The organism is Bacteroides propionicifaciens DSM 19291 = JCM 14649 (assembly GCF_000375405.1).
Taxonomy (GTDB): Bacteria; Bacteroidota; Bacteroidia; order Bacteroidales; family Bacteroidaceae; genus Bacteroides_E; species Bacteroides_E propionicifaciens.
Window position 1 is genome coordinate 39063 of sequence record NZ_AQWS01000007.1, and the last position, 22092, is coordinate 61154.

The window sequence follows — 22092 nt, forward strand, 5'->3', positions numbered from 1 at the left end:
TCAAAAGTATTTTGTGACCTCTACAGTCTTAAATGAACTCATCTCATTAATCATACGCACAGCAGAATCTACGATTGGATAAGCACAAAGTGCACCAGTTCCTTCTCCTAAGCGAAAACCGAGATTAAGAATTGGACAAGCATTTAAAGCTTTTAATACCGTACGGTGACCTGTCTCATTTCCTTCGTGTCCGTATATGGCATAATGTAGGACATTCGGATTGATTTTCGAAGCCATTAACATACAATTCGTCATAATGAACCCATCTACTAAAATAACCATTTTATTTTGTGCCGCCTCTAACATTGCACCAACAGTCATTACCATTTCGTAACCACCAAAATACTGCATAACAGATAGAGCCGATCCATCTCCTGCGTAATTTTCGATTGCCCTAGATAAAACATCAAACTTATGGTCTAGGATATTCCCAGTATGATCACTTCCTGCACCTATACACTCCTTGAGTGGCACTCCTGTTAGGAGATGCATCCACAGTGCCGATGAAGAGGTATTTGTTATTCCCATTTCACCCAAGGCCAATATATTTGACCCTTTATCAAAGCACATCTTGGCGCACTCAGCTCCAAAACTAATTGCCTCATCCATTTCTTGGCTTGTCATGGCCGATTCGTAGAGATAGTTTTTAGTTTGCTTACTTATTTTATGCTGTATGAGCGAAGGATTGGTGAAGCTCAGATCATAGTTAATCCCTGCATCCACTACATATAACTCAAAGCCATGTTGGCGAGCCAAGAAATTGACACCTGCTCCACCAGACAAGAAGTTTAACAGCATTTGATAGGTTATCTCCTGTGGTGAAAGACTTATATTCTCTACTGCTACACCATGGTCAGCTGCAAAAACAAGGTGATGAGGTGAGCGAAGACTTGGGCTTAGCGTATTTTGTATCCAGCCTACTTGTAGGGCTAGGTCTTCGAGTTTACCGAGTGAGCCCAAAGGCTTAGTCAGGTTATTGATTTTATCTTGAAGTTGGGGAATGATTTTATCGTCTGGTTTCTTAATATTAAATTCCTTCATGTTTACTTTATTTTGACGGGTATGCCCGAGACCATTAGTGTGACTTCATCTGCTCTCTGAGCGATGTATTGGTTTAGCCAACCTTGGAGATCGGCGAATTTGCGTTGGATGGTATTTATTGACATTTCACCCATGCCAATTTCATTAGTGACAAAGATGAAATGGGCATCTTGCTGAGTCAATTTATCAAACTCAGCTTTGAGCCCTTCGAGCGATGCACTAACATCCGAATCTAGGTCGTAAAAAAAGTTTGTAGCCCATAGGGTAATGCAATCAATCAGTACAACTTGATTCGAAACATCGTGTGTGCTCATAAATTTCTCTTCTTCGATATTAATCCAAGATTGAGCAGCTCGATTGGCCTTATGTAAAGCTATACGTTGGCGATGCTCTTCGTCCCAAACTCTCGATGTAGCTAGGTAGATAGGTTTTTCTGCTAGAGATAAAGCCAACTTTTCGGCATGAGAACTTTTACCTGAACGTTGGCCTCCTGTGATTAAATGTATCTTTCTCATTTTCTGAATAGATGCTTAAATTGGTGAGCATAAAGTTTTGATAGTCCTTTGCGGTTATCAATGGCTTCACCCACAACAATCATTGTGGTTAATGTCAAATTATTCTCGTTAATAATCTTTGCTAAGTCTTTTAACTCCCCTCTAAAAATGCGTTGATCTTTCCATGTTAGCTTATAACATGCTGCTACAGGTGTGTTTTCAGGATAATGCTCTAGCAATTCATCTTGCACTTTTTGAGCAATAGTAGCACTCAAGAAGATACACATCGTACTCTGTGACTTGGCTAGCATATGAAGTTGCTCCTTTTCGGGCATTGGAGTTCTACCTTCACCACGAGTTAAGATGATTGTCTGAACTTTTTCGGGAATAGTAAACTGAGAGCGAAGCTCAGCAGCAGCAGCCTGAAAAGACGAAATGCCAGGAGTGATATGATATGACATATTATATTCATCGAAGAAAGCCATTTGCTCTTGGATAGCGCCATAGATACAAGGGTCACCCGTATGAAGTCTTACAACTAGTAGGTTGCGGTCATAGAATTCTTTCATGAGGTTGAACTGTTCTTCTAGGTTCATACTCGCCGAACTGCGTACTACAGCACTTGCTTTGGCATAGTGTGTGAGTTCTACTGGAACCAAGCTGCCAGCATAAAGAATTAAGTCAGCCTCTTCAAGAAAACGTTTTCCTTTTACCGATACGAGTTCCGGGTCACCAGGGCCTGCACCTACAATCTCAATATGTCCTTGTCGGATGGCTTTTCTGTCAATGGCTAGAGCAAATGTAAAATCGTTACCTTCCGAAAGCTTTCCTTTCTGTTTTCCTATTACAAGCAATCCGTCTTGAGCACTATTAATTGCTGAGGCTTCCGATACGCTAGGGGAGCTGGTTACCTCCTCCACTTTTTGAGAAGGGTTTGGTGTCTTAATATCCTTAAGTTCGTCAGCCGTATAGATATAAATAGGAAGATTGCCCAACTGTTGCGCTAAGTCTTTGAGTAGTACTTCGTCTCGCTTCAAGTCGATGGTTGATAGACTAGCAATTGATTCAATCGCAATATTATTGCTTGTAATGTAGTGCTTGATATAATCTGAAACTCCTGCTGGATTACACTCTTTGCGACAACCCATACCCAAATGGAATACTTTAGGATGATAATATATTGTTGGAACATCTGAGCTTTCGTACTTGAATGGTGATACAATGATAAGCAGTTCATAATGGCTCAAATCAATCTTATCCCATTGATAATAGATGTCAACGTGTTCTGGCTTGGTTCTTTCTAGGTGAACAGTTCCAGCATCTTTTGAGTCGATAAATAGGGCTGTTTTCTTCTTGTTTACAAATAGTGTTATTGGATGGTTGAGATGTTTGGCATTAGTCTTTAGAGTCCAGTTATACTTAGTACCGATGGTGTCTAAGGCCCAAACGTTTGTATTGTCGCTTTGGGTAGTTATGACAGGGTTAGCTCCTAGGATATGGGCTATTTGCTTAGTAAGGCCGTTAGCACCTCCTACATGTCCTGAAAGAAGCGAAACTATGTTTTTGCCCGTACTGTCCATGCAAAGAACTGCAGGGTCTGTATATTTATCTTGAATATGTGGTGCAATCAGGCGTACACAGATTCCTATCGCTCCGATAAAGATTAGTGAATCTGCTTCTTTAAAGCCAAACTCCACGATATCTTCGAGTGAATTCATAGAAGTGACACCCGTAAGTTTGTGTTTTGAATAGATGGCTGAACCTATTAAGCTCTGTTCTATAGTTTGTGCTAATGTTAGAGCTGATTCTGAGGTGAGAATAATAATGTGTTTCATTAATTCTATTTATTTGTGGCTTTCATCACGAGAATTGGATTGTATTCGTCTACTTGAATACTAACTTCTTCTGTAATCTGTAACCCTATATTTTTAATTGCTTGTTTAAATAAGTTTTGACTATCCAATGACACGGAGTTAAAAACAATGCAGGCGTTAGGTGCCATACGTTGTTTAACTAGCTCAAGAATTTCTATGAGTTTTCCTCCATGTCCACCAATAAATATGGCTTCGGGTGCAGGGATATCCGTTAAATCTTGTTGAGTGAAATCACCAATATAATAGTCGATGCCTGGTGTTCCCCATTTCTGACTATTCTTCTCAATAAGCTCTTCACCCTCTAGTCGTTGCTCAAAGGCGATGACTTTGAGGTGAGGAAACTGTAGTTTGGCTTCAATTGATACTGACCCAGTACAAAATCCAACATCCCAAAATACTGCTTTAGATCTTAGATCAAGCAGACTGAGCGAGAGCAATCGAATCGGCATCTTGGTAATCATATTTGCCCTATTATTGAGTAGATGGAACTCACTATTTGGTAGTCCAAAAGGTCGAGGACGAGTTTGCTTCTGTTGAAGTATTATATTGTTTGGGTAGCTAAACTCTTTGCCGACAACTTCTGCTATTGGCCATGTGCTAACCTTTTCACGCTCTTCATTGCCCAACAGTTCACCAACGACCATTTCATAGTTGTCGTACCCATAATCTAGCATTCGCTTTGCAATGGTCGAGGGTGTATGCGTTTTTCTATCGGTAAGTACACCCAAAAGAGGATACCCCGTAATGAGTGCTTCATCAAACTTATCCCAAGGACGACCTGTAAGCGAAACAATATGCATATCCTGATAGGGGAGCTTAAGTCGATGAGCCAAGAGTTGTAATGAATTAAAGCTTGGGTATACTTCGACTTCTGCCTCTGGAAACTCGCGGATAATTGTATTGGCTAGTCCGAAAAATAGTGGGTCACCAGAAGCAAAAACCACAAGTGTCTCATGGAGCTTATACTGTTCGAATACCTTAGCAAGAGGAACGGTAACCTCGATCCATTGGCCTGCTTCCGGAAGTAAATCGGTCATGATTTCTCTATGTCTTTTGCCTCCAGAGAAGATTATATTTTGACTAATGATGGACTTAACCTTACTTGTTAGTTCTTGCCTTTGGTTATCGTCGATGCCGATGATGTAAAACTTCATAATATACTGATATAAATTGCCAAAATTATAATTACTGATAAAGCCTCAACCCCTCGGTTGATTTTTAGTGCCTTTTGCATATCTAATGTTGTCAAACTTCGCGGGTTCTCTCCGATAAAGGGTTTCTCTACTAGTTTGCCATGATAGACATTTGGACCTCCAAATTGTGTGTCTAAGATTCCTGCTAATGCCGACTCGGGATAGCCCGAGTTAGGGCTTAAGTGATTTTTGCGATATTTCCTTACAAAGCCAATTAGGCTTAGCTTATTACTTACTAAAAGCATAAGTAGAGCAGTAATCCGAGCTGGAATATAGTTGACTATATCGTCGATATGAGCAGCCCAACAACCGAAGTCTTTATACTTTTCATTTTTATAGGCTATCATAGAGTCTTGCGTATTGATTATTTTGTAGGTTAGCATGCCTGGCAGACCTAGAAGGGCAAACCAAAAGAGTGGAGCAACAACTCCGTCGCTTAGATTCTCAGCAAGTGTTTCGAGTGCTCCTGTGCGGATTGCTTGAGGGGAGAGCTGTGAGGTGTCTCTACCAACGATTCTTGAGAGTTGCTTTCTGCCTTTATCAACCGATTCATCAGTTGCTTGGAAAACCATGCTAACCTCTTGGCAGAGTGTTTTACCTGCCAAACAATAAAAGACTCCAATTGCTGTTATAGCAAAAGTAAGGTAAGGACTGATTTTGGTCAGAAACTCCAAGGTAAAATAAGAAATTATAAAGCAACCAATACAAAGGCTAAGTGTAAGTATAGCACCTTTGAGTTTGCGACGATTTCCTTTATTGAGTTTTTTGTCTCCCCAAGCAATAAGCTTTCCAAAGCCTACTACGGGATGCGGTAGGTAAGCTGGATCACCAAGAATAAGGTCGAGTAACCAACCTAAAGCCAGTGGTAAAATCGTGAGTAAAAGTAGCGAGTTGGTTAAATCCATTTTTGAATCGCTTGAATTAGTTCTGTATTTGCCTCTTCTGTTTGTGAGGCTATTCTAAAGTGTTGAGGGGATAGCCCTCTGAAATTACTAGCATCTCGAATAAGGAATCCCTTCGAATCCAATAAATAAGTTTTTAGTTCAGATGCAGTTCTTGTTTCGTCTTTAATTCGGCAGAGAAAAAAATGCGTCTGAGAGCCTTGTACCTCTAACCCTTCTGTTTGTGATAGTTGTTCGTAAAGTCTTTTGGCTCGACTCATGTGGGTCGAAATATCCACTAAGTTGGTGTAGTGAGTTTCAAGAAACTTCCCAGCTTCTATAGCGAGCTGATTGACCGACCAAGGCATTTTATAGCTTTTAATCTTTTCAACTAGTCGAGCTGTAGCGCTAAAATAGCCTAACCTAAGTCCTGGAATAGCAAAGTGCTTTGTTAGAGAGTGTAGTAGGATTAAGTTATCATACTCAATAGCTTCAGATAAGCTAAAAAGCTCTTCACGACTAAATTGTTCGTAGGACTGGTCAATTATCAAAACTGTATTTTGATGAGCACTCAAGAAGCTACGGATTTCAGCCTTTTTATAAACCTTTCCTGTTGGGTTATTGGGGTTACATAGCCAAACCAATTCAGTATCGTAAGGTATATCAGTTAAATTGGTGTAGAAGCTAAGCGCATGACTATTAAGTCGGCAAGCATCTTCGTATTCGCTAAATGTTGGAATTACCACCGCAGTTCTAGATTCTCTAAAGCTTTGAGCAATCAGATAAATGGCTTCTGTCGCTCCATTGGTGACGCAAATATTCTGGGGTAGAACAGAGTTCTTTTGGGCAATCAAGTCTGCAAACGATGTCGCATCAGGCTCAGGATAGGAGTGTATCTGATTGATTTTTTCAATCAGATGCGCTCTCAGCTCAGAGAGATCTTGCAAAGTGTCTACATTCGAACTGAAATTACATTTTATTTCAGCCGATTGGTTGTATATATCATCACCGTGTCCTTGAATCATTTACTCAGTCTCCTTTAAAATTTTATACACTAGCTCCATATCGACATGTTTGCGTACATGAGCTGCCAATTTATCGTATTGTTGATTCTTGAAAGCTTCAATATCTAGGGGTTCAGCATTAAGCTTTTCGCTATAAGGAGCGAGTAGGTATTCGATTACAGATGAGTTGTCGAGAATCCCGTGAATATAGGTTCCAAAGCACTTCTCATTTAGAAAGTAGCCGTCAGTTGTGCCATCTAATTTGCGATTGACAGGCGAATCATTGGCTTCTTCTGTGGGGGAGGTAGTACCCATATGGATTTCGTACCCCTTGCAGTGTGCTTGGGTTTGATCTAGAAAATTAAACTCGACTTGTCGGGTAACCTTCTCATCTCCAAGTTCTGTTATAACCGGTAATAAGTTAAGTCCAGGGAAACGTTTAATCTCGCCTTCGACTTGATTGGTGTCACATACTTCTAAGCCCATCATCTGGTAGCCGCCACAAATTCCCACTACGGTGACTCCATTTTTATGTGCTTTTATGATACTTTGGGCTACGCCATTCTTTCGGATCTCGTAAAGGTCAGAAATAGTATTTTTAGTACCTGGTATTAAAATAATATCTGCCTTCTTAATCTCTTCGGTATTATTGGAGTAGAACAGGTGTACACGAGGATCTCTCTCCAAAACATTAAAGTCGGTGTAGTTGGATAGGTGTTTGAGTAAAACTACCACTATATTTATTTTTCCCTCAGTAGCCAAACGACTTTTTGTTTCCAACGTAACCGAATCTTCCTCTTCGATATGAATATCGGTATAGTGAGGAATTACACCTAGAACAGGAATCTTACATAAGTCTTCTATAATCTTGATTCCCGATTCAAAGAGTTTAATGTCTCCTCTGAACTTGTTAATAATAACACCTTTTAAATGTTTACGCTCTTGGGGAGTCATGAGCATGACTGTTCCGTAGATAGAAGCAAATACACCACCTCTATCTATATCGGCCACTAAGACAACAGCTGCATTGGCATGAATAGCCATAGACATATTTACTAAATCGACCTCACGCAGATTAATTTCTGCAATGCTACCAGCACCTTCCATAACGATGGGATTATAGTTTGTAGCGAGTCTGTCAAAAGCATCGTTTACAGCTTTACGTAGTTCTGATCGACCTTCTTTGCGGAAGTATGATTGGGCAGATTGATTGCCTGCTACTTTGCCATTAAGAACGAGTTGCGAACTCTTGTTCCCTGTTGGTTTAAGCAATATAGGGTTCATGTCAGTTTGACAAGGCACCACTGCGGCCTCAGCCTGTACTGCTTGTGCTCGGCCAATCTCTAATCCATCGGCAGTGATAAAAGAGTTTAAGGCCATGTTTTGTGCCTTAAATGGAGCTGGCCTATAGCCGTCTTGAAGGAATATCCGACAGAACGCTGTAGCAACAATACTCTTGCCTACATCACTTCCTGTACCTCCAAGCATGAATGGTCTTAGTTTTGAATCTTTTCTATCTGTCATTTTATACGTCTCTTCCTGGTCTAAGTTGTTCAGCATCGTCGTAAGTTAAAATGGAATTCACTAGCGTAGCGGCAAGATTGCTTCCTCCTTTTCTTCCCTCTACAATGAGTTTCGGAATTGAAGTGAAAGGTTTTACCATATGCTTCGACTCTTTTACGTTTACAAAGCCAACTGGAGCAGCGATAATGCCTGCTGGGGTAGCTTTTTCTAGTCGGATTAATCGACATAGTTCCATTAATGCAGTTGGTGCGTTTCCAAAAGCAAATAACGCGTTGGGATGTTCTTCAACTGCCAAACGGATGCCTGCCTGTGTTCGCGTAATTCCAAACTTGGTCGCTAGTTCTGCAACTCGTGGGTCATTGAGATAACACTTTACTTCCACACCTAGACGTTCTAAAGCTCCTTTTCTGACACCAGAGGTAACCATGGTAACATCGGTAATAATCTGTTTTATCTTTCCTGAGGCAAATTCGTGATATAGTTTTTCTACAGCTCCTTTATCTACCAATAGGATATTCTCCATATCGAAATCGGCTGTGGTATGAATGGCGTGCAGTAATGCCCATTTCTTATCAAGTGGAATATCTTTGTTTGCCAACTCACTTTCGATAGTTCTAAAACTCTCCATCATGATGCCTTGTCCAATTCCAACACCTTCAGTGGCTTTTTGATGGTAATATCCACGTGGAGTAATAATGTGGTTCTCGAAATTATAAGACTGTGAATTGCCAATAATAACGATAGTAAACATATCAATCTCTTCTACACTAAACTCGGCAAGCGTAGTTATTTTAATCTCTTGTTCTTCACGCCCAGCTTGACGAACATATCCTACAGGGGTATCAGCACTTCTTTCTTCAAGAAATAGCTCGACAAGACGTTGCAGTTGCCAATATCTTCCTTTGCTTTTAGGATTGTAGATTGCAGTCACAAAGTCCGCACTAGCAGCAGCAATAATTCTCTTTTCAATTGTTGCCCAAGGAGTAAGTAAGTCTGACATAGAGAGTACACAGAAGTCGTGACCAATAGGAGCACCCAAAAGTGCAGCTGCTTTCTGGAAAGCACTAATCCCTGGGATTGCTTCAATTTCTATATCACTGTTACGTTCCTTCTTCATTTCGTAGATTAGCGGAGTCATGCCATAAATTCCAGCATCTCCCGAACTAATCACACATACATTCTTGCCCGATTCAGCTTGAATGAATGCTTCCTCTGCTCGTTGACGCTCTTTACGCATGCCAGTGTCAATGCACTCGGTGCCTGGTCGAAGGACATGCTCTATAAACTGAAAGTAATATTTGTAGCCTACTACTACATCGGCAAGCTTTACAGCCTCTAATACAGCTGGAGTAATATCTTCTTTAGAGCCAGGGCCTATGCCGGCTATTATTATTTTTCCTGATGACATTTCTTCTTATTTCTTTTTGTTGTTAATTTTTCTTTTTAAGTATCGTACACTGAGCACAACTCCAGTACCACTGACGGCTATACATCCTAAAGATAATCCCCATACTACAATTGTCCAAAGAACGGGTCGATCCATAAGCCACTTAATATGTGCATAGTGGAAAGCATTGAATAGCCATTTCCGTACAACACGGTTATCATTCATGTGTTTAAAATAGCCTGTTTCGGGGCTAATGTAATATGAATCATTATCGGGACTTTCAACTTTAACCTTATAAACTGGTAGAGGAAGTTCTCTTTTCCAAGGTAGATAATACTCTTCGTAATTGTTAATTAATTCTATGGAAAATTTAGTCTCTGGCCCATGAATGCTTCTGATAGCTTGTTCAATAGTTGACTGCGATAAGTATAGTTTTTCAATTGTTTGGTTTGATGCATCGATATAAAGTTCAATATCGTCTACAACGATTTCGTAGTAGGGAGTGTCTTGGAAATAGTTCCACTTTAACTGTTTGATATTGGGATAGCTCGATATGATTTCTCTGTAGTCAAGTTTAAAGTCTATTGGGGAGATTGCTGTACCCTTAATCTTCTTGGTAATGTTTTGTTTGTTATGCGTCTTTACGAGCCATTGAGGGGTCTTTTGGAGTGCCATCATCCCACTAATCGACCAGCTTAGTAAAAATAGGCCAAATGCAAGCCCCAAAATATGGTGCCATTTGTAATTGAATTTAGCGTAAGGTGATTCTAGTTTCCCTTTGCGTTTATATCGTTTGATTAAAGCTCTTAGCCCTAAAATAATCCCTGATAACGTTGCCATAAAACAAAGTGTTGCCAAGATGGTGAGGGTTGAAATCCAAACATTCGTATGCTCACGTAGAGCTGGGATATAAAACTTGTGAGGTATGGAGCCTAGATAGGCCCAAACTCGCTGTGAGCGAGTTGTGAATTGTTGAACCTCTCCAGTCTTAGAGGAGAGGTAAAGTTGATGATCTTTAGCATCATCAAAGTGTATCTTGTAGAGCGGAAGCTCTTTAAGGTATTTGGTATACATCACCCAGATATCTCGCTTTTGTAGTGTGTCAATTTTAGCTATAGATGCCTTTGACCATTTAGCTGCAATGCGTTGAAGCTTATCGAGTGTTATGGATGCTGAAATAGGTTGCAGTATAGCACTTATATGCTCAACTCCCTTAGAAGAGGTCAGTGTAAATACGGTTTGATCTTGGTATTGATTGAGCTGCTGAAGTTTAGTTTTGTCGGATTGTGCAGCATTGATAACCTGAGAAATAGGGGGATATTTGTCAGCTTTTAAGATCTCTCGATTATGGTTTCTTTTATCCTTGTTTACATCTGGGAAAGAGTGGTAAACCAGTACCAAACCTGTTATAAACCACATTAGAAACAGTAGACTAACTACTGTTCCTAATAGGCTATGTGTACTATGTAATATTCTTTTTAGCATTGACTTACTTCATTACTTCTCCAGTGACTTCGTAGATTGCTTTCTTAGCTAAAATCTCTCTTTTCTTGTGATGAAGCATAAATTCTATATGGTCAAGATAAATATCTTGGATTCTTCTGTTTTCTCCTAAGCCTTGAAGCAGGGCACTGACATTGTATCCTTCGGCTTCAAGTTCTTCTTTCCACTCACCAGCGATATCGTTTTTAGCGTGGTCGCCTGCAACAAACATAAAAGGGATTAGTGTGACCTCCTTAGTTTTTAGTTCTTCTAGTTGATTTAGTGCATTCTTGAAAGTGGGATATCCTTCGATAGTACCCACGATGCAGTTCTTATGACCTTTGGCTTTGAGCATATAATCCATCATAGCATATTGTGCTGTAGTGGGGTCATAAGTTCCGTGACCAACGAATAAGTAAGCTTTGTTTGCATCAAGGTTTCGGGTAAGCACTTCTACTACTTTTTCGTAATCTTCGGGCTCATACAATAAGGGGTTACCAACTCTTATATCTTTAAACTGAGCCGATTTTGCTGCTACATTTTTATTGAGTGACTCCATCTCTACACCATCAATTATTTTGGTAGGCTGTAGTAAGACATGAGTATAACCTTGTTCGAGTAGTTCGTTTAGTAGTTGTTCGGGGTTATGTTTTACAATTCCTTTATCTCCAAGTCGTTTAATAATAATACGAGAAGTGTAGGCTTCGAAAAAGTCGAGTTTACTGTACTTGCTTTTAGCACGCTCGTTGAGAGCATCGATAGTCTTTACTCGTGTGTCGTTGTGAGTCGTGCCAAAGTGAACCATAACTAAAGCGGCTTTGTCGCCAGGCTTCATACCTTTAAAAAAATCGCTGTGATCATAGTTACCACCACCATGGGCATAGCTAAATGCAGATATAAACATTACTATAATACCCAGTATCGTTCTGTTCATAGTTAAGTTATTTGTTAAGTTTTAGTGTTAGGCTAGCAAAAAAAGATCTGCCTGGAGATGTTGTTGCATATCTCATTAGAAAAGGCTTTGTGTCTCTGAAATTGAAAACATTGTCAACTCCAACCGATAGTGTAGGCGTGAAATGCTTTATGCCTTTGATGGTATGTGTTGTGATTATGTTCCACAAGCTATAGGCTCTGGCATTCATGTTTTCGTAAAATGCACTTGACTGTAGGTGCCCATTGAAGTTTACATTCAGTTTGTATTTTTCCCAATGCTTGGCGTAATTCATATTAACCGATCCTGTGTGTCTGCTAGAACCATTTAGGTACTTATCTCTTACGTCAGGATTTTTACTTGGGTTCATATTACGTGCGTCCAAATAACTGTAATTAATACCTAGACTTAGATCACTGATTAATAGTGCTTGTATTCCCAAATCAAAACCCCGTGAACGTGCACGATTCAAGTTTTGATATTGGTAGTGATTTGAATCTCCCTCGTGAGGATATTGCTCATCAACACTCACACGTTGGATTATATCATCGATAAAGGTGATAAAGGTTGAGGCTGATATGGTGAAGTATTTATTAAAATACTCTGTGCTAAAAGTAAATGAGTTTGATTTCTCGGGCTTTAGGTTGGGGTTTGAATGGTTAACCGTGCCGCCACCCATACCTTCATTATTATAGTATAGCTCCATTAGGTCGGGAGCTCTAAAACCTCCAGCATACGATAGGCGCACATTAAAGTGTTCCCATGCATACATAGTCGATAAACTAGGAACGAATCTATTTTTAAACTCTTTGTGATGTAAAGCTCTAAAACCTGCAATAACTGAGAGAGATTTAAAAAACTTCATCTCATCTTGAGCATAGAGTGATAGGGTATAAGCAGACTTTGAATGATCTAGCTTTTCAGGATTTTTAAGGTAGTCGTTGGTGAAATTAATTCCTGTGCTCAGTTTATGGTTACCCAGTCTGAAAGCCCCCTTAAGGTCGGTATTACTATAGCGTTGGCGCTTGGATAGTGTAGACTCGCCTGCTAATATTTTTTTGTCGTCTTTGAAATAGTCTTTTTCATACTCATAATTATCGAAATAAGTATTCAGACTGATACTACCAAGCTTTTTGGGTAAACGGTAGATTGCTCCAGCACCAACATTATAGTCTTTGTAGTGCATATTGTATTTGTAGCTGGGCACCTGTTGTTTTCTCTTTTGCTTTTTGTTGTAATAAGTCCCTGTAGCATTAAACGTTAACTTAGGAATGGGAGTAAAGGTGAATTTTTGACGAACATTATCTGAGTAATATCCTGTTACAGCTTGTTTGTCTGTTGGTTTTACTTGTGGTGTTCCATCGCTATTCCACTTTTTAGTCCACTCGTATGGGCTAAGTTGCCAACCATCTGTTTGTCTGCGTTGGTAGCTAGTCTGAGAGGTGAATTTCTTGTTTTTTATCTCAACAACCGATGAACTGAAGAATTGGCCTTTGCGAGATATCTTATTTGTTGTTGTTACACTGATATCATCTGTGGGGTTTTGTGTAATGATATTGATTACACCTCCCATAGCTTCTGACCCATAAAGAGCCGAAGCCGATCCACGAACCACTTCAATACGTTTGATTTTACTCATGTCGAGTCGCTCAATATCGGTCTGACCACTGGTATCTCCATTAAGTTTATTACCATCAACAAGAATTAGGATGTTTCTACCACTAAATCCACTAGCTACAATACCATGGCTTTCACTATAGGTAATTGATGAGTTCATGTTGCGAAGAATATCTTCGAGTGAGGTACTTCCTGAGTTGATAATTTCTTTCTGTGTGAATACTTGGGTGTGGATAGGAGAGTCTTTGAGATAACTGTGAGTACCCGTTCCGGTAACTACGACCTCCGATAGTTTGAAGGGTTTGTCTAGTAGTGTGATTTTAAGGTTGTTTTTGTTCTTGATTTTGTCAATCTCAATGCTTGTGTCCATAGCGCTGAGGGCAAAGACTTTCAGAATTTGATTCTCGCTCTCTTTATAGTGGAGAATAAAAACGCCTTCTTCGTTGGATGTCGTACCAAAAGGAGTTCCTTCAATTGCAACTGTTGCATGACTGACTGGATAGCCTTTTTCGTTCTTCAAGGTGCCCTTGATTTGATTCTGTGCACATAATAGGTTTAATGAACTGCATAGAAATACAGTTATCACCAATAATGTCTTTTTCATTAGAGTTTTGTCTAAAAAGATGATTAATCTATCCTTAGCCACGAGGATAATTATTGTTTGTATGCTAGGCAGGTTTCCTGACTTGTTCCATTTAAAAAGCCTTCCCTTTCTGATTAGTGAAAAGTGGCAAAAGTTTCTTTTAAATGTTTTACTTGAACTTACAGTAGCGGGCACTGTTCCGGACTTTAACCGAATTCCCTTTTATGCTTAAATTGAAAAATTAAAACATCACCTAAGCGTAGCAAAGGTAGGAAAAAATTAAAATATAGTTAAACAATTATTTTTATTTTTTGACTAAGAAGATACCTTTGTAGAGAGTTTAGCACTATAATTAATGAAAACGCTCATGAGAAAGTCGAAATTTATGATTGCTGCTGCCAATTCGGGGGCAGGCAAAACAACCCTGACCTTAGGATTGCTCAAAGCATTGAGTGATATGGGTTTGAATGTACAGCCATTTAAGTGTGGTCCCGACTATATTGATACTCTTCTTCACACTTGGGCTTGTGAGAACCCTTCTATAAACTTAGATTTATTTATGTCTTCAACTGCTCATTTGAACCATCTATTTGCAAAGTATGGAGGTATGGCTGATGTTTCGGTTGTGGAAGGTGTTATGGGCTTGTTTGACGGTTATAATAAAATGGAGGGTAGTGCTGCTGCTGTGAGTAAGTCACTTGATCTTCCCGTCCTACTCGTTGTTAATGCGCAAGCTAGTGCTTATTCTGTTGCTGCTTTACTCTATGGATTTAAGAATTTTGATCCTCAAGTCAATGTAAAGGGAGTTATCTTTAATTGTGTAGGCTCTGAAAGTCATTATTCTTATCTGAAAGATGCTTGTCTTGATGTTGGCCTTGAACCTCTAGGATACTTGCCTAAGGATATTGAGTTTGAGATTCCTTCACGTCATTTAGGTCTGAATACTGAGGATAGAGAGAAGATAGATAACACATTGTCTCATCTTTCAACCAGAATCCGAGAGCAGATTAATATTGAACGTTTGTTGGAACTCACTCAAGTTGATGAGTTGCCCGTAATGAATCAAGAAGAACAGATCGAAGGTTCTGCACGTCTCAAAATAGCCGTGGCTAGGGATAGGGCATTCAGCTTTATGTATCATGAGAATATTGAGAGCTTCAAAAGCATAGGTGATGTTGAGTATTTTAGTCCACTTCAGGATACTAGTCTACCACAAGCCGACTTGGTTTATTTACCAGGAGGATATCCTGAGGTTTTTGCCGAAAAGTTGAGCCGAAATAGATCTATGCAGCAAAGTATTAGAAATTATGTCGAATGTGGAGGACGATTGCTGGCCGAATGTGGAGGTATGATGTACCTAACAAACTCGATAACCGATGAACAGGGTAGAAATTGGCCTATGGTTGGTTTATTCGACGCAGATTGCAGTATGGAGAAGATGAAACTCAGTTTAGGTTACCGTTACTTTGATTATAAGGATATACGTTTTTATGGGCATGAGTTTCACTACTCACAAATGGATAGTAGTAATGTAAGTAGCGAAGTGCAGCAATATGGAGCAAGGAATCAACCTGTTGTAACTAAATTAATGCGCTACAAAAATGTTATAGCAGGCTACACTCATCTCTACTGGGCTGACAAAGCTAACTGGCTATCTATATTTGATTAATCTTAATAATTTAATTTTATGGCAGTAAGAATATATACAAAAGGTGGTGATAAAGGAATGACGGGGCTTCACGGAGGACAGCGTGTTCCTAAAGACGATCTTCGGATTGAAACCATTGGTTCGCTCGATGAATTTAATAGTTTGCTGGGTGTAGTTCGTTCATTTATGAAAGAGGATGATGCTCGCCACGATATATTTTATCGAATTCAAAAAGAGTTGATGGTCGTGATGTCGTTAGTGGCTACTCGCTCTATTGATCGTGATAAGAATCCCAACAAATTCGATGAAACTATTGTACAATTTTGTGAGGCTAAAATTGATGAAATTGTAGAGGCTATGCCCGAGAATGAATATTTTGTTTTGCCTGGTGGTAATCTTATCTCTTCGCATCTGCATTGGGCTAGAACCGTTGTACGCAAGAGTGAACGACGAATGTGGACACTCAATAACGAAGATGAGTTACCTGAAATGGTTTTGAAATTTGTAAATCGATTATCAGACTTACTATTTGTTATGGCACGACAAGAGATGTTAAATTCTGGGCGAGATGAAGAGAAATGGCATAAATTTCTTTACAAAAAGAAGAGAAAATAGAGTTCGTAATTAGCTCGTACCAGTGATAGACAGTCTGATTAGCATGTTTGTTTACTCCTTAGGGTAGTAATTATGCTGTTTATATTTTTATAATACTATATATTAGCAAGAAGCAGTTTATTATGCTTTTATTTGTGCAGAAATATTATAAACAACGCGATTAGTTATTTTCAAGTTATGCGGAATAAGTACTTACTTTTTTGTGCGGTATATAGATATCAATCTCAGTTTGATAAAATAATAAAGAATGATGACGTAGTTCACCACTTCAGCAAACCAGTTGTGTTTACTGAAATGGCCATGCAAACAATGATTCGCAAACGGTTGGAATATAATTACGATGTTGTTGATGAAGAGTCCTGCTTTGTGTTTCTAGAAGACCTGAAAGCACAACGGCTGATTACTCAACCCTTCTTTTCAGTTCTAGTTGACCTTTGGCAGACTAAAAAAGACTTGACATTTCAGAAAGACATCTGTTTTGATGATCTATCTCTAACTGACTCTTACTTATTGAGTCAGATTCATCATTACGAACAAAACTTAGATGCTGATGATGAAGAGTTTTTCATGCAAGCCCTAAAAGATCAGTTAAACGATTTAGCAATTGATCCTGATGGTTTTTCTACAATGTTTAACATCTTAGATCAATATGCAGACTTAGTAAATATGGCTTATCCTTTTCTATATTGGGGCTATGATATAGCACGATTCATAGAGGTCATTCGAGAATCTTACGAAGTTGGCTATTTGACCAAAGAGCAAGCTAACGAGCAAATTGATGCTCTTGCTTATTCTGTGGAGAAGAAGTTTACAAGCTGGGAACAGTTTTTGGCAAGCTGTATCGTTGGAAAATGTTTTAAGAGTGGTGGAAAGCTTTTTAGTAATAATGACATTCTTAATATCAATGATTATGTAAAGAATATTTATGATTTGATTCAATCTCCTAATAATATTCTAATTAACTCGGGTATATGGCCCCATAGTAACCTCAATCAGCTTGCATTTAAACTCGAAAGATCGTTCGATCTAAAACCCAATAAGGTTGCTGATGTTCTATCCGAATATGGGGTAAATGTACAGATGAAGACAAAATCGGTTACGCTGGCTTATGAGAAGCTTTTTAAACCTCTAGAAGAGGCTGATTTAAGCTTAATGTTCGAAGGAGAGAAGCAAACAGAAGAGTTTCTTTTTGCGATCGCCGAAACAGACAGTGATGTGCTATTTTGGAAACGCTTTCACACGCTAAAAGAAGACTTCGAGCTGTTTTTTAGTAAAAATGAGATCCCTCTCTTTATCTTTGGCAACTTTTATCTAACCAATAAAGCTATGTATAATACTAAACGCGCTTTATTTAGGAAAAAACTAGTTGTCACCCCAATCAATGAACTCGAATATCGTATTGTTCCCCACATTGAAAGCTTTAGTTTTACACTCTATGTAAACTCTGTTAAGATGCTATTAATAAAGCTCTCTAAGTTTGCTGATGCATCGGTAAATCTGAATGCAGGTGATCGTTATGCTCTCGAACAACGATTTATTAAAGAGTGTAAGATTGTGAACGATATCCTCAATGGCATAAGAGTCAACTAGATTCCTTGACCTAATCTTGCTTTGGTTAATATGCTCTTTTGGCTTAAGTCGTCGTATGAGGGGTATATCTTATTTGTGGTTAAGAAAATATTTGATAGCTCTCTACTAGTTTTGATCCTTTTTCTCTTCTTGAGGAATTCTAAATGAAGAGTAGAAGTATAGGAATGCAGCTATACAGACTAGTAATATCCACTCATTATTATGGAAATAGAGCATTGAGCCACCAGCAGCTATTAAGAGAATAGTTGCTAAAAATTGTTGTCTAACAAGTCTTTTTATATTCTTATTATCCCCTGTATAGGGTGAGTTTAATTGTGCTAAAGCTTGTAGAGTTGCACCGATAGTTACTAAGTAGGGAGCATATTGCCAACGTGTAACTTGTAGGGCTACACCTACTAGTGTAAGCAAAGCTCCCAAATAGAATAAATAGGGTATGAGTTTCTTCATTTAATCTTCAAATACGTAGATGTCTTCGTTGGGTTTTTTCATAAAATAACGCTCACGAGCTATACGTTCAAGTACCTCAGGATTAGAATTTAACTCTTCAAGCAATTTTATGCTTTTGTCATTTTCGTCTTGATAATGCTTGATTTCTCTCTTTAGTTCAGCTATTTCTCGTTTGCATTGGAACTTCTTAATTAGATTGTTTTCATCTATAAATATAAGATGAATAGCGAAGATCCCCACTAATATGAAAATCTTAAACTTGCCTAATCTCGACCAAAAAGTAGAAAAATTACCCATGTCCAATAATCTAATTTCTGTTTTTACAAAGATATAATAAATATCTGCAAGGTAGGGAAAATAACCTTATAAAACTTAGCTTGTTATAGACCAATCCTCTCGGTTTTTATGTATATTTGTATAAATTCAATAAAGGAAAACTATCCATCATATGGAAAACTATTTAGTATCAGCCCGTAAGTATCGTCCTGCTACATTTGATACCGTTGTTGGTCAAGGGGCTTTAACAGAAACACTTAAAAATGCCATTGCTACCAATAAGCTGGCACATGCTTATCTGTTTTGTGGACCTCGAGGTGTTGGGAAAACCACTTGTGCACGTATATTTGCAAAGACTATTAATTGCTTAAATCTGACTCCTTCGGGTGAAGCGTGCAATAGCTGTGAGTCTTGTGTGGCTTTTAATGAGCAACGATCTTATAATATTCACGAACTGGATGCTGCCTCTAATAACTCTGTAGAAGATATTAGACAGTTAGTAGATATGGTGCGTATACCTCCTCAAATTGGTAAATACAAGGTTTATATCATTGATGAGGTGCATATGCTTTCAACAGCAGCTTTTAATGCGTTTCTTAAAACTCTTGAGGAACCCCCAGCACATGCAGTCTTTATTTTAGCAACTACTGAGAAACATAAGATATTACCTACTATACTTTCTCGCTGTCAGATCTATGATTTCAATCGAATAAGCGTTAAAGATATTGTAGACCATTTGATTGGTGTAGCCAAACAAGAAAATGTAACGGTAGAACCCGAAGCATTAAATGTTATAGCGCTCAAAGCGGATGGTGGGATGCGTGATGCACTCTCTATTTTTGATCAGACTGTGAGTTTTACTCGTGGTAATATTACATATAAGGCTGTTCTTGAGAATTTGAACGTTCTTGATTATGAATATTACTTTAGTCTGACTGATGCTTTCTTATCCAACGATGTTGTAAATTCTCTACTGTTGTATAATCAAATCTTAGAACAAGGATTTGAGGGTGGACAGTTTATTACTGGTTTAACGAGTCATTTCCGAGATTTACTAGTGAGTAAAGACGAGGTGTCGTTACCATTATTGCAAGTAGGGGCTAGCATTCGATCTCGTTATTTAGAGCAAGCCAAACGTTGTTCTTCAAAAATGCTATTTAGTGGAATGAAACTTTGCACCGAATGCGATTTAAACCTCAGAGTAAGTAAGAATAAGCGACTGCTGATTGAATTAACATTAATCCAGTTGGCTCAATTAACTCAAGAGGAAACCGAGGGAAGCAGGCCTTCGGGTCTAAAGAATAATATAAAACCAATAAATAAGGCTACTCAGGCTACAGAGTCTCAAGTACCTACTCAAACTCAAGGGGGAGTAACGAACGCTAGCAAAGCTGCAGAATTGCACGATACTAAAGTAAGTTATAATCCAGCTCCTATTACACCTCAAAAGGTTACCACTAGTTCAGCAAAAGATAAACCTGCTCACGATGGTGGAGTTGCCGACTTTCTTAAAGGTACAGGCCCTGCCAAACGCAAATTACCATCTGTAAAAGTGGGGGATTTGGGTGTTTCGATCAAGAGAGAGCAAAATAGACAGGCTATAGGTGAAACGTTAGTTGCTAATGCAGCAACTAAACAGGAAGCGAAAAACAGTTCGACTTTTAATGAATCAGACCTTAATTTTCAATGGCAATCGTATGCTAATCGTATGCCTATAGAGCAAAAAGCTTTTGCTGTACGTATGCAAGCTATGCGAGTAACCTTGTTGGATGCTCATAACTTTGAAATGGTTGTAGATAATGAATTAGTTGCTCGCGACTTTTCTGAGCTTCGCCCAAGTATTGAGTCTTTCATGCGGAAAGCACTTCAGAATGATTTTGTAACGATGCAAGTTAGGGTCAGTGAGGCCAATGAGAATAACAGGGCCTACAGCAGAACAGATAAATATCAACTAATGATTGAAAAGAATAAGTTTCTTAATGACTTTAGAAATGAGTTTGGTTTAGAATTCAATTAATCAAAGTTCTTATATAAAATGATAAAGGCATAATTTCAATCTTGAGATTATGCCTTTATGTTTTAAGTAATATATTCAAATCTTCAGAGAAACCTAATTCCTCTCTGATTCATGTCGCAATTTAGTCGTTGGTGTTATCTCTGATGTTTAGATCTTTTATCAAAAGTTCGGAGCTAAAGGCGTAGCTTTTTCTTCGCGTTTCGATTAAGGCATCCCATTGGTCTTTAAAGACAGACTCATTATCAACCTTAAAGTCTTCGGAACCAAACTCATCAATTCGATCTAGTAAAACAGCAATGGAGAGTTTGTTAATGTCCATGGCAGGCTGAAAGCCAATTAATTCAGCTTCTGTGCTGACAATAACCTCTGTAATAAGTTCTACCTCAAGTAGCGTGATTATAGTGCGATTAACCAGTCGGACTGGTATCTTATATTGAGCTGATATCTGATCAATAGTTAGAGCTTCTTCGTTGTTTTCGAAGCGTTTGCACAGAAGTGACATGATCGAAATAGCAATGAAGTCGCGGTATCGTCGGCTAACATTACGTGTGTCTTTGTTAAAGCTATAGAGTCGGATATTTTGTGAGGTGTAGGTTAGTTGAGCTCCAAATAAGCAAATTGTCCATGAGGTCTGAAGCCAAAGTAAGAATAGGGGAACAGCGGCAAAACTACCATAAATTGCGTTGTATTTAGAAACCCATACCTGACCACTTATATATACGATTTGGAAAATCTGATAAATTGTTCCAGCTAAGACACCTGCTGTTAAGGCATGTCTCAGTTTCACTTTGGTATTGGGCATGAATATGTATAGCCCTGTAAACATAAGCCAAGTAATAGCGAACGGAATGAGTTGGATGAAGAATTTAGATACTGCTCCAAGCAATACGTAATCACTAACTCCTGCCAATGTTGTTGTTATAAATATGGACGCACCAGCCGATGATATAATAAGAATAGGGAGTAATAAAAACATCGAAAAATAGTCTGTTACTTTTCGGTACATAGTTCTTGCCTTTTTTACTTGCCAAATTTGATTGAAGGTCTGCTCTATATTATTGAGCAAACTAACGACAGTCCAGAGTAACATAGCTAAACCTACCCCAATGAATACCCCTCCTTTGGTTTGCTTTAGATAGGAGTTGACGAAATCCAAGATTGCTGTAGCAGTTTCTGGCTGCCCATGAAAGCTGTGCATGAGTTGGTTCTCTAGGATAGAGTCGAACCCGAAGCCTTTGGCTATGGCAAATAGTATGGCTAAAATGGGAACAATGGCGAGTATTGTGCTGTAAGTTAGTGCAGAAGCTTTTGAACCTATACGGTCGTCAATAAATTGCAAGACGGTAATGTAGATAGTCTTGATGACATTGTATAGAGAAAATGTAGTCTTGGTTACTTCATTTTCAGTTATTCGCCAGATATCGACTGTTATAAACTGTATGAATTTGGATATTCTTTTGTGCATATAAAGGTCGTCGTCGTTAAACA

At 38.7% G+C, this 22092-nt stretch carries 18 protein-coding genes and 1 riboswitch; of the genes, 4 read left to right on the plus strand and 14 right to left on the minus strand.

Annotated features, from left to right (window positions below; translation table 11 throughout):
• The 11 genes from cobT to B091_RS0103235 are packed head-to-tail and all read right to left on the minus strand — an operon-like array spanning position 1 to position 14032.
• Positions 1-1041: a nicotinate-nucleotide--dimethylbenzimidazole phosphoribosyltransferase gene (gene cobT / locus B091_RS0103185; RefSeq protein ID WP_018108562.1), complete on the minus strand. Its 1041-nt coding sequence runs from the start codon at positions 1039-1041 to the stop codon at positions 1-3.
• 2 nt (positions 1042-1043) lie between these two features.
• On the minus strand, positions 1044-1556 hold the full coding sequence (locus B091_RS0103190) for a bifunctional adenosylcobinamide kinase/adenosylcobinamide-phosphate guanylyltransferase (protein ID WP_018108563.1): 513 nt from the start codon (positions 1554-1556) through the stop codon (positions 1044-1046).
• On the minus strand, positions 1553-3370 hold the full coding sequence (cobM, locus tag B091_RS0103195) for a precorrin-4 C(11)-methyltransferase (RefSeq protein ID WP_018108564.1): 1818 nt from the start codon (positions 3368-3370) through the stop codon (positions 1553-1555). Before cobM ends, B091_RS0103190 begins: the two co-directional genes overlap by 4 nt.
• A 5-nt stretch (positions 3371-3375) precedes the next feature.
• Positions 3376-4563 (minus strand): precorrin-6y C5,15-methyltransferase (decarboxylating) subunit CbiE, encoded by a 1188-nt coding sequence (gene cbiE / locus B091_RS0103200; protein ID WP_018108565.1) that lies wholly within the window; start codon positions 4561-4563, stop codon positions 3376-3378.
• Complete coding sequence (cbiB, locus tag B091_RS0103205) at positions 4560-5507, minus strand: adenosylcobinamide-phosphate synthase CbiB (protein ID WP_018108566.1); 948 nt, start codon at positions 5505-5507, stop codon at positions 4560-4562. The genes cbiE and cbiB overlap by 4 nt, the downstream gene beginning before the upstream one ends.
• On the minus strand, positions 5498-6508 hold the full coding sequence (locus tag B091_RS0103210; protein ID WP_018108567.1) for a threonine-phosphate decarboxylase: 1011 nt from the start codon (positions 6506-6508) through the stop codon (positions 5498-5500). The genes cbiB and B091_RS0103210 overlap by 10 nt, the downstream gene beginning before the upstream one ends.
• Positions 6509-8047, minus strand: coding sequence for a cobyric acid synthase (locus B091_RS0103215; RefSeq protein WP_018108568.1), 1539 nt, complete (start codon positions 8045-8047; stop codon positions 6509-6511).
• Complete coding sequence (gene cobJ / locus B091_RS0103220; protein WP_018108569.1) at positions 8013-9419, minus strand: precorrin-3B C(17)-methyltransferase; 1407 nt, start codon at positions 9417-9419, stop codon at positions 8013-8015. The genes B091_RS0103215 and cobJ overlap by 35 nt, the downstream gene beginning before the upstream one ends.
• A 6-nt stretch (positions 9420-9425) precedes the next feature.
• On the minus strand, positions 9426-10883 hold the full coding sequence (locus tag B091_RS0103225; RefSeq protein WP_026166301.1) for a PepSY domain-containing protein: 1458 nt from the start codon (positions 10881-10883) through the stop codon (positions 9426-9428).
• Positions 10884-10887: 4 nt separating this feature from the next.
• Positions 10888-11814, minus strand: a complete 927-nt coding sequence (locus B091_RS0103230) for a sirohydrochlorin cobaltochelatase (protein ID WP_018108571.1) — start codon at positions 11812-11814, stop codon at positions 10888-10890.
• 7 nt (positions 11815-11821) lie between these two features.
• Positions 11822-14032: a TonB-dependent receptor gene (locus B091_RS0103235; protein ID WP_018108572.1), complete on the minus strand. Its 2211-nt coding sequence runs from the start codon at positions 14030-14032 to the stop codon at positions 11822-11824.
• Between the two features lie 51 nt (positions 14033-14083).
• Positions 14084-14283: riboswitch (cobalamin riboswitch) on the minus strand.
• Between the two features lie 95 nt (positions 14284-14378).
• Here B091_RS0103235 and B091_RS0103245 point away from each other — a divergent pair.
• The 3 genes from B091_RS0103245 to B091_RS0103255 all read left to right on the plus strand — a co-directional run bounded on the left by B091_RS0103245 (position 14379) and on the right by B091_RS0103255 (position 17864).
• Positions 14379-15680 (plus strand): cobyrinic acid a,c-diamide synthase CobB, encoded by a 1302-nt coding sequence (locus tag B091_RS0103245; RefSeq protein WP_025069410.1) that lies wholly within the window; start codon positions 14379-14381, stop codon positions 15678-15680.
• Between the two features lie 18 nt (positions 15681-15698).
• Positions 15699-16274, plus strand: coding sequence for a cob(I)yrinic acid a,c-diamide adenosyltransferase (locus B091_RS0103250; RefSeq protein ID WP_018108575.1), 576 nt, complete (start codon positions 15699-15701; stop codon positions 16272-16274).
• 177 nt (positions 16275-16451) lie between these two features.
• Positions 16452-17864, plus strand: coding sequence for a DUF1266 domain-containing protein (locus B091_RS0103255; protein ID WP_018108576.1), 1413 nt, complete (start codon positions 16452-16454; stop codon positions 17862-17864).
• A gap of 105 nt (positions 17865-17969) precedes the next feature.
• On the opposite strand, the gene B091_RS0103260 is transcribed toward B091_RS0103255, so the two are convergent.
• Both B091_RS0103260 and B091_RS0103265 read right to left on the minus strand, forming a co-directional pair.
• Positions 17970-18311: a hypothetical protein gene (locus B091_RS0103260; RefSeq protein WP_018108577.1), complete on the minus strand. Its 342-nt coding sequence runs from the start codon at positions 18309-18311 to the stop codon at positions 17970-17972.
• On the minus strand, positions 18312-18608 hold the full coding sequence (locus B091_RS0103265) for an FtsB family cell division protein (RefSeq protein ID WP_018108578.1): 297 nt from the start codon (positions 18606-18608) through the stop codon (positions 18312-18314).
• 151 nt (positions 18609-18759) lie between these two features.
• On the opposite strand from B091_RS0103265, the gene B091_RS0103270 reads away from it, so the two are divergent.
• Complete coding sequence (locus B091_RS0103270; RefSeq protein ID WP_018108579.1) at positions 18760-20604, plus strand: DNA polymerase III subunit gamma/tau; 1845 nt, start codon at positions 18760-18762, stop codon at positions 20602-20604.
• A 121-nt stretch (positions 20605-20725) separates the two neighbouring features.
• On the opposite strand, the gene B091_RS0103275 is transcribed toward B091_RS0103270, so the two are convergent.
• A complete protein-coding gene (locus B091_RS0103275; protein WP_018108580.1) occupies positions 20726-22069 on the minus strand; it encodes a YihY/virulence factor BrkB family protein in 1344 nt (447 codons plus the stop codon).
• Positions 22070-22092: the final 23 nt, after the last annotated feature.

Coding starts and splice junctions, on each gene's coding strand:
- cobT (WP_018108562.1), bottom strand. CDS start 1,041: ATGAAGGAATTTAATATTAAGAAACCAGACGATAAAATCATTCCCCAA.
- B091_RS0103190 (WP_018108563.1), bottom strand. CDS start 1,556: ATGAGAAAGATACATTTAATCACAGGAGGCCAACGTTCAGGTAAAAGT.
- cobM (WP_018108564.1), bottom strand. CDS start 3,370: ATGAAACACATTATTATTCTCACCTCAGAATCAGCTCTAACATTAGCA.
- cbiE (WP_018108565.1), bottom strand. CDS start 4,563: ATGAAGTTTTACATCATCGGCATCGACGATAACCAAAGGCAAGAACTA.
- cbiB (WP_018108566.1), bottom strand. CDS start 5,507: ATGGATTTAACCAACTCGCTACTTTTACTCACGATTTTACCACTGGCT.
- B091_RS0103210 (WP_018108567.1), bottom strand. CDS start 6,508: ATGATTCAAGGACACGGTGATGATATATACAACCAATCGGCTGAAATA.
- B091_RS0103215 (WP_018108568.1), bottom strand. CDS start 8,047: ATGCTGAACAACTTAGACCAGGAAGAGACGTATAAAATGACAGATAGA.
- cobJ (WP_018108569.1), bottom strand. CDS start 9,419: ATGTCATCAGGAAAAATAATAATAGCCGGCATAGGCCCTGGCTCTAAA.
- B091_RS0103225 (WP_026166301.1), bottom strand. CDS start 10,883: ATGCTAAAAAGAATATTACATAGTACACATAGCCTATTAGGAACAGTA.
- B091_RS0103230 (WP_018108571.1), bottom strand. CDS start 11,814: ATGAACAGAACGATACTGGGTATTATAGTAATGTTTATATCTGCATTT.
- B091_RS0103235 (WP_018108572.1), bottom strand. CDS start 14,032: ATGAAAAAGACATTATTGGTGATAACTGTATTTCTATGCAGTTCATTA.
- B091_RS0103245 (WP_025069410.1), top strand. CDS start 14,379: ATGAGAAAGTCGAAATTTATGATTGCTGCTGCCAATTCGGGGGCAGGC.
- B091_RS0103250 (WP_018108575.1), top strand. CDS start 15,699: ATGGCAGTAAGAATATATACAAAAGGTGGTGATAAAGGAATGACGGGG.
- B091_RS0103255 (WP_018108576.1), top strand. CDS start 16,452: ATGCGGAATAAGTACTTACTTTTTTGTGCGGTATATAGATATCAATCT.
- B091_RS0103260 (WP_018108577.1), bottom strand. CDS start 18,311: ATGAAGAAACTCATACCCTATTTATTCTATTTGGGAGCTTTGCTTACA.
- B091_RS0103265 (WP_018108578.1), bottom strand. CDS start 18,608: ATGGGTAATTTTTCTACTTTTTGGTCGAGATTAGGCAAGTTTAAGATT.
- B091_RS0103270 (WP_018108579.1), top strand. CDS start 18,760: ATGGAAAACTATTTAGTATCAGCCCGTAAGTATCGTCCTGCTACATTT.
- B091_RS0103275 (WP_018108580.1), bottom strand. CDS start 22,069: ATGCACAAAAGAATATCCAAATTCATACAGTTTATAACAGTCGATATC.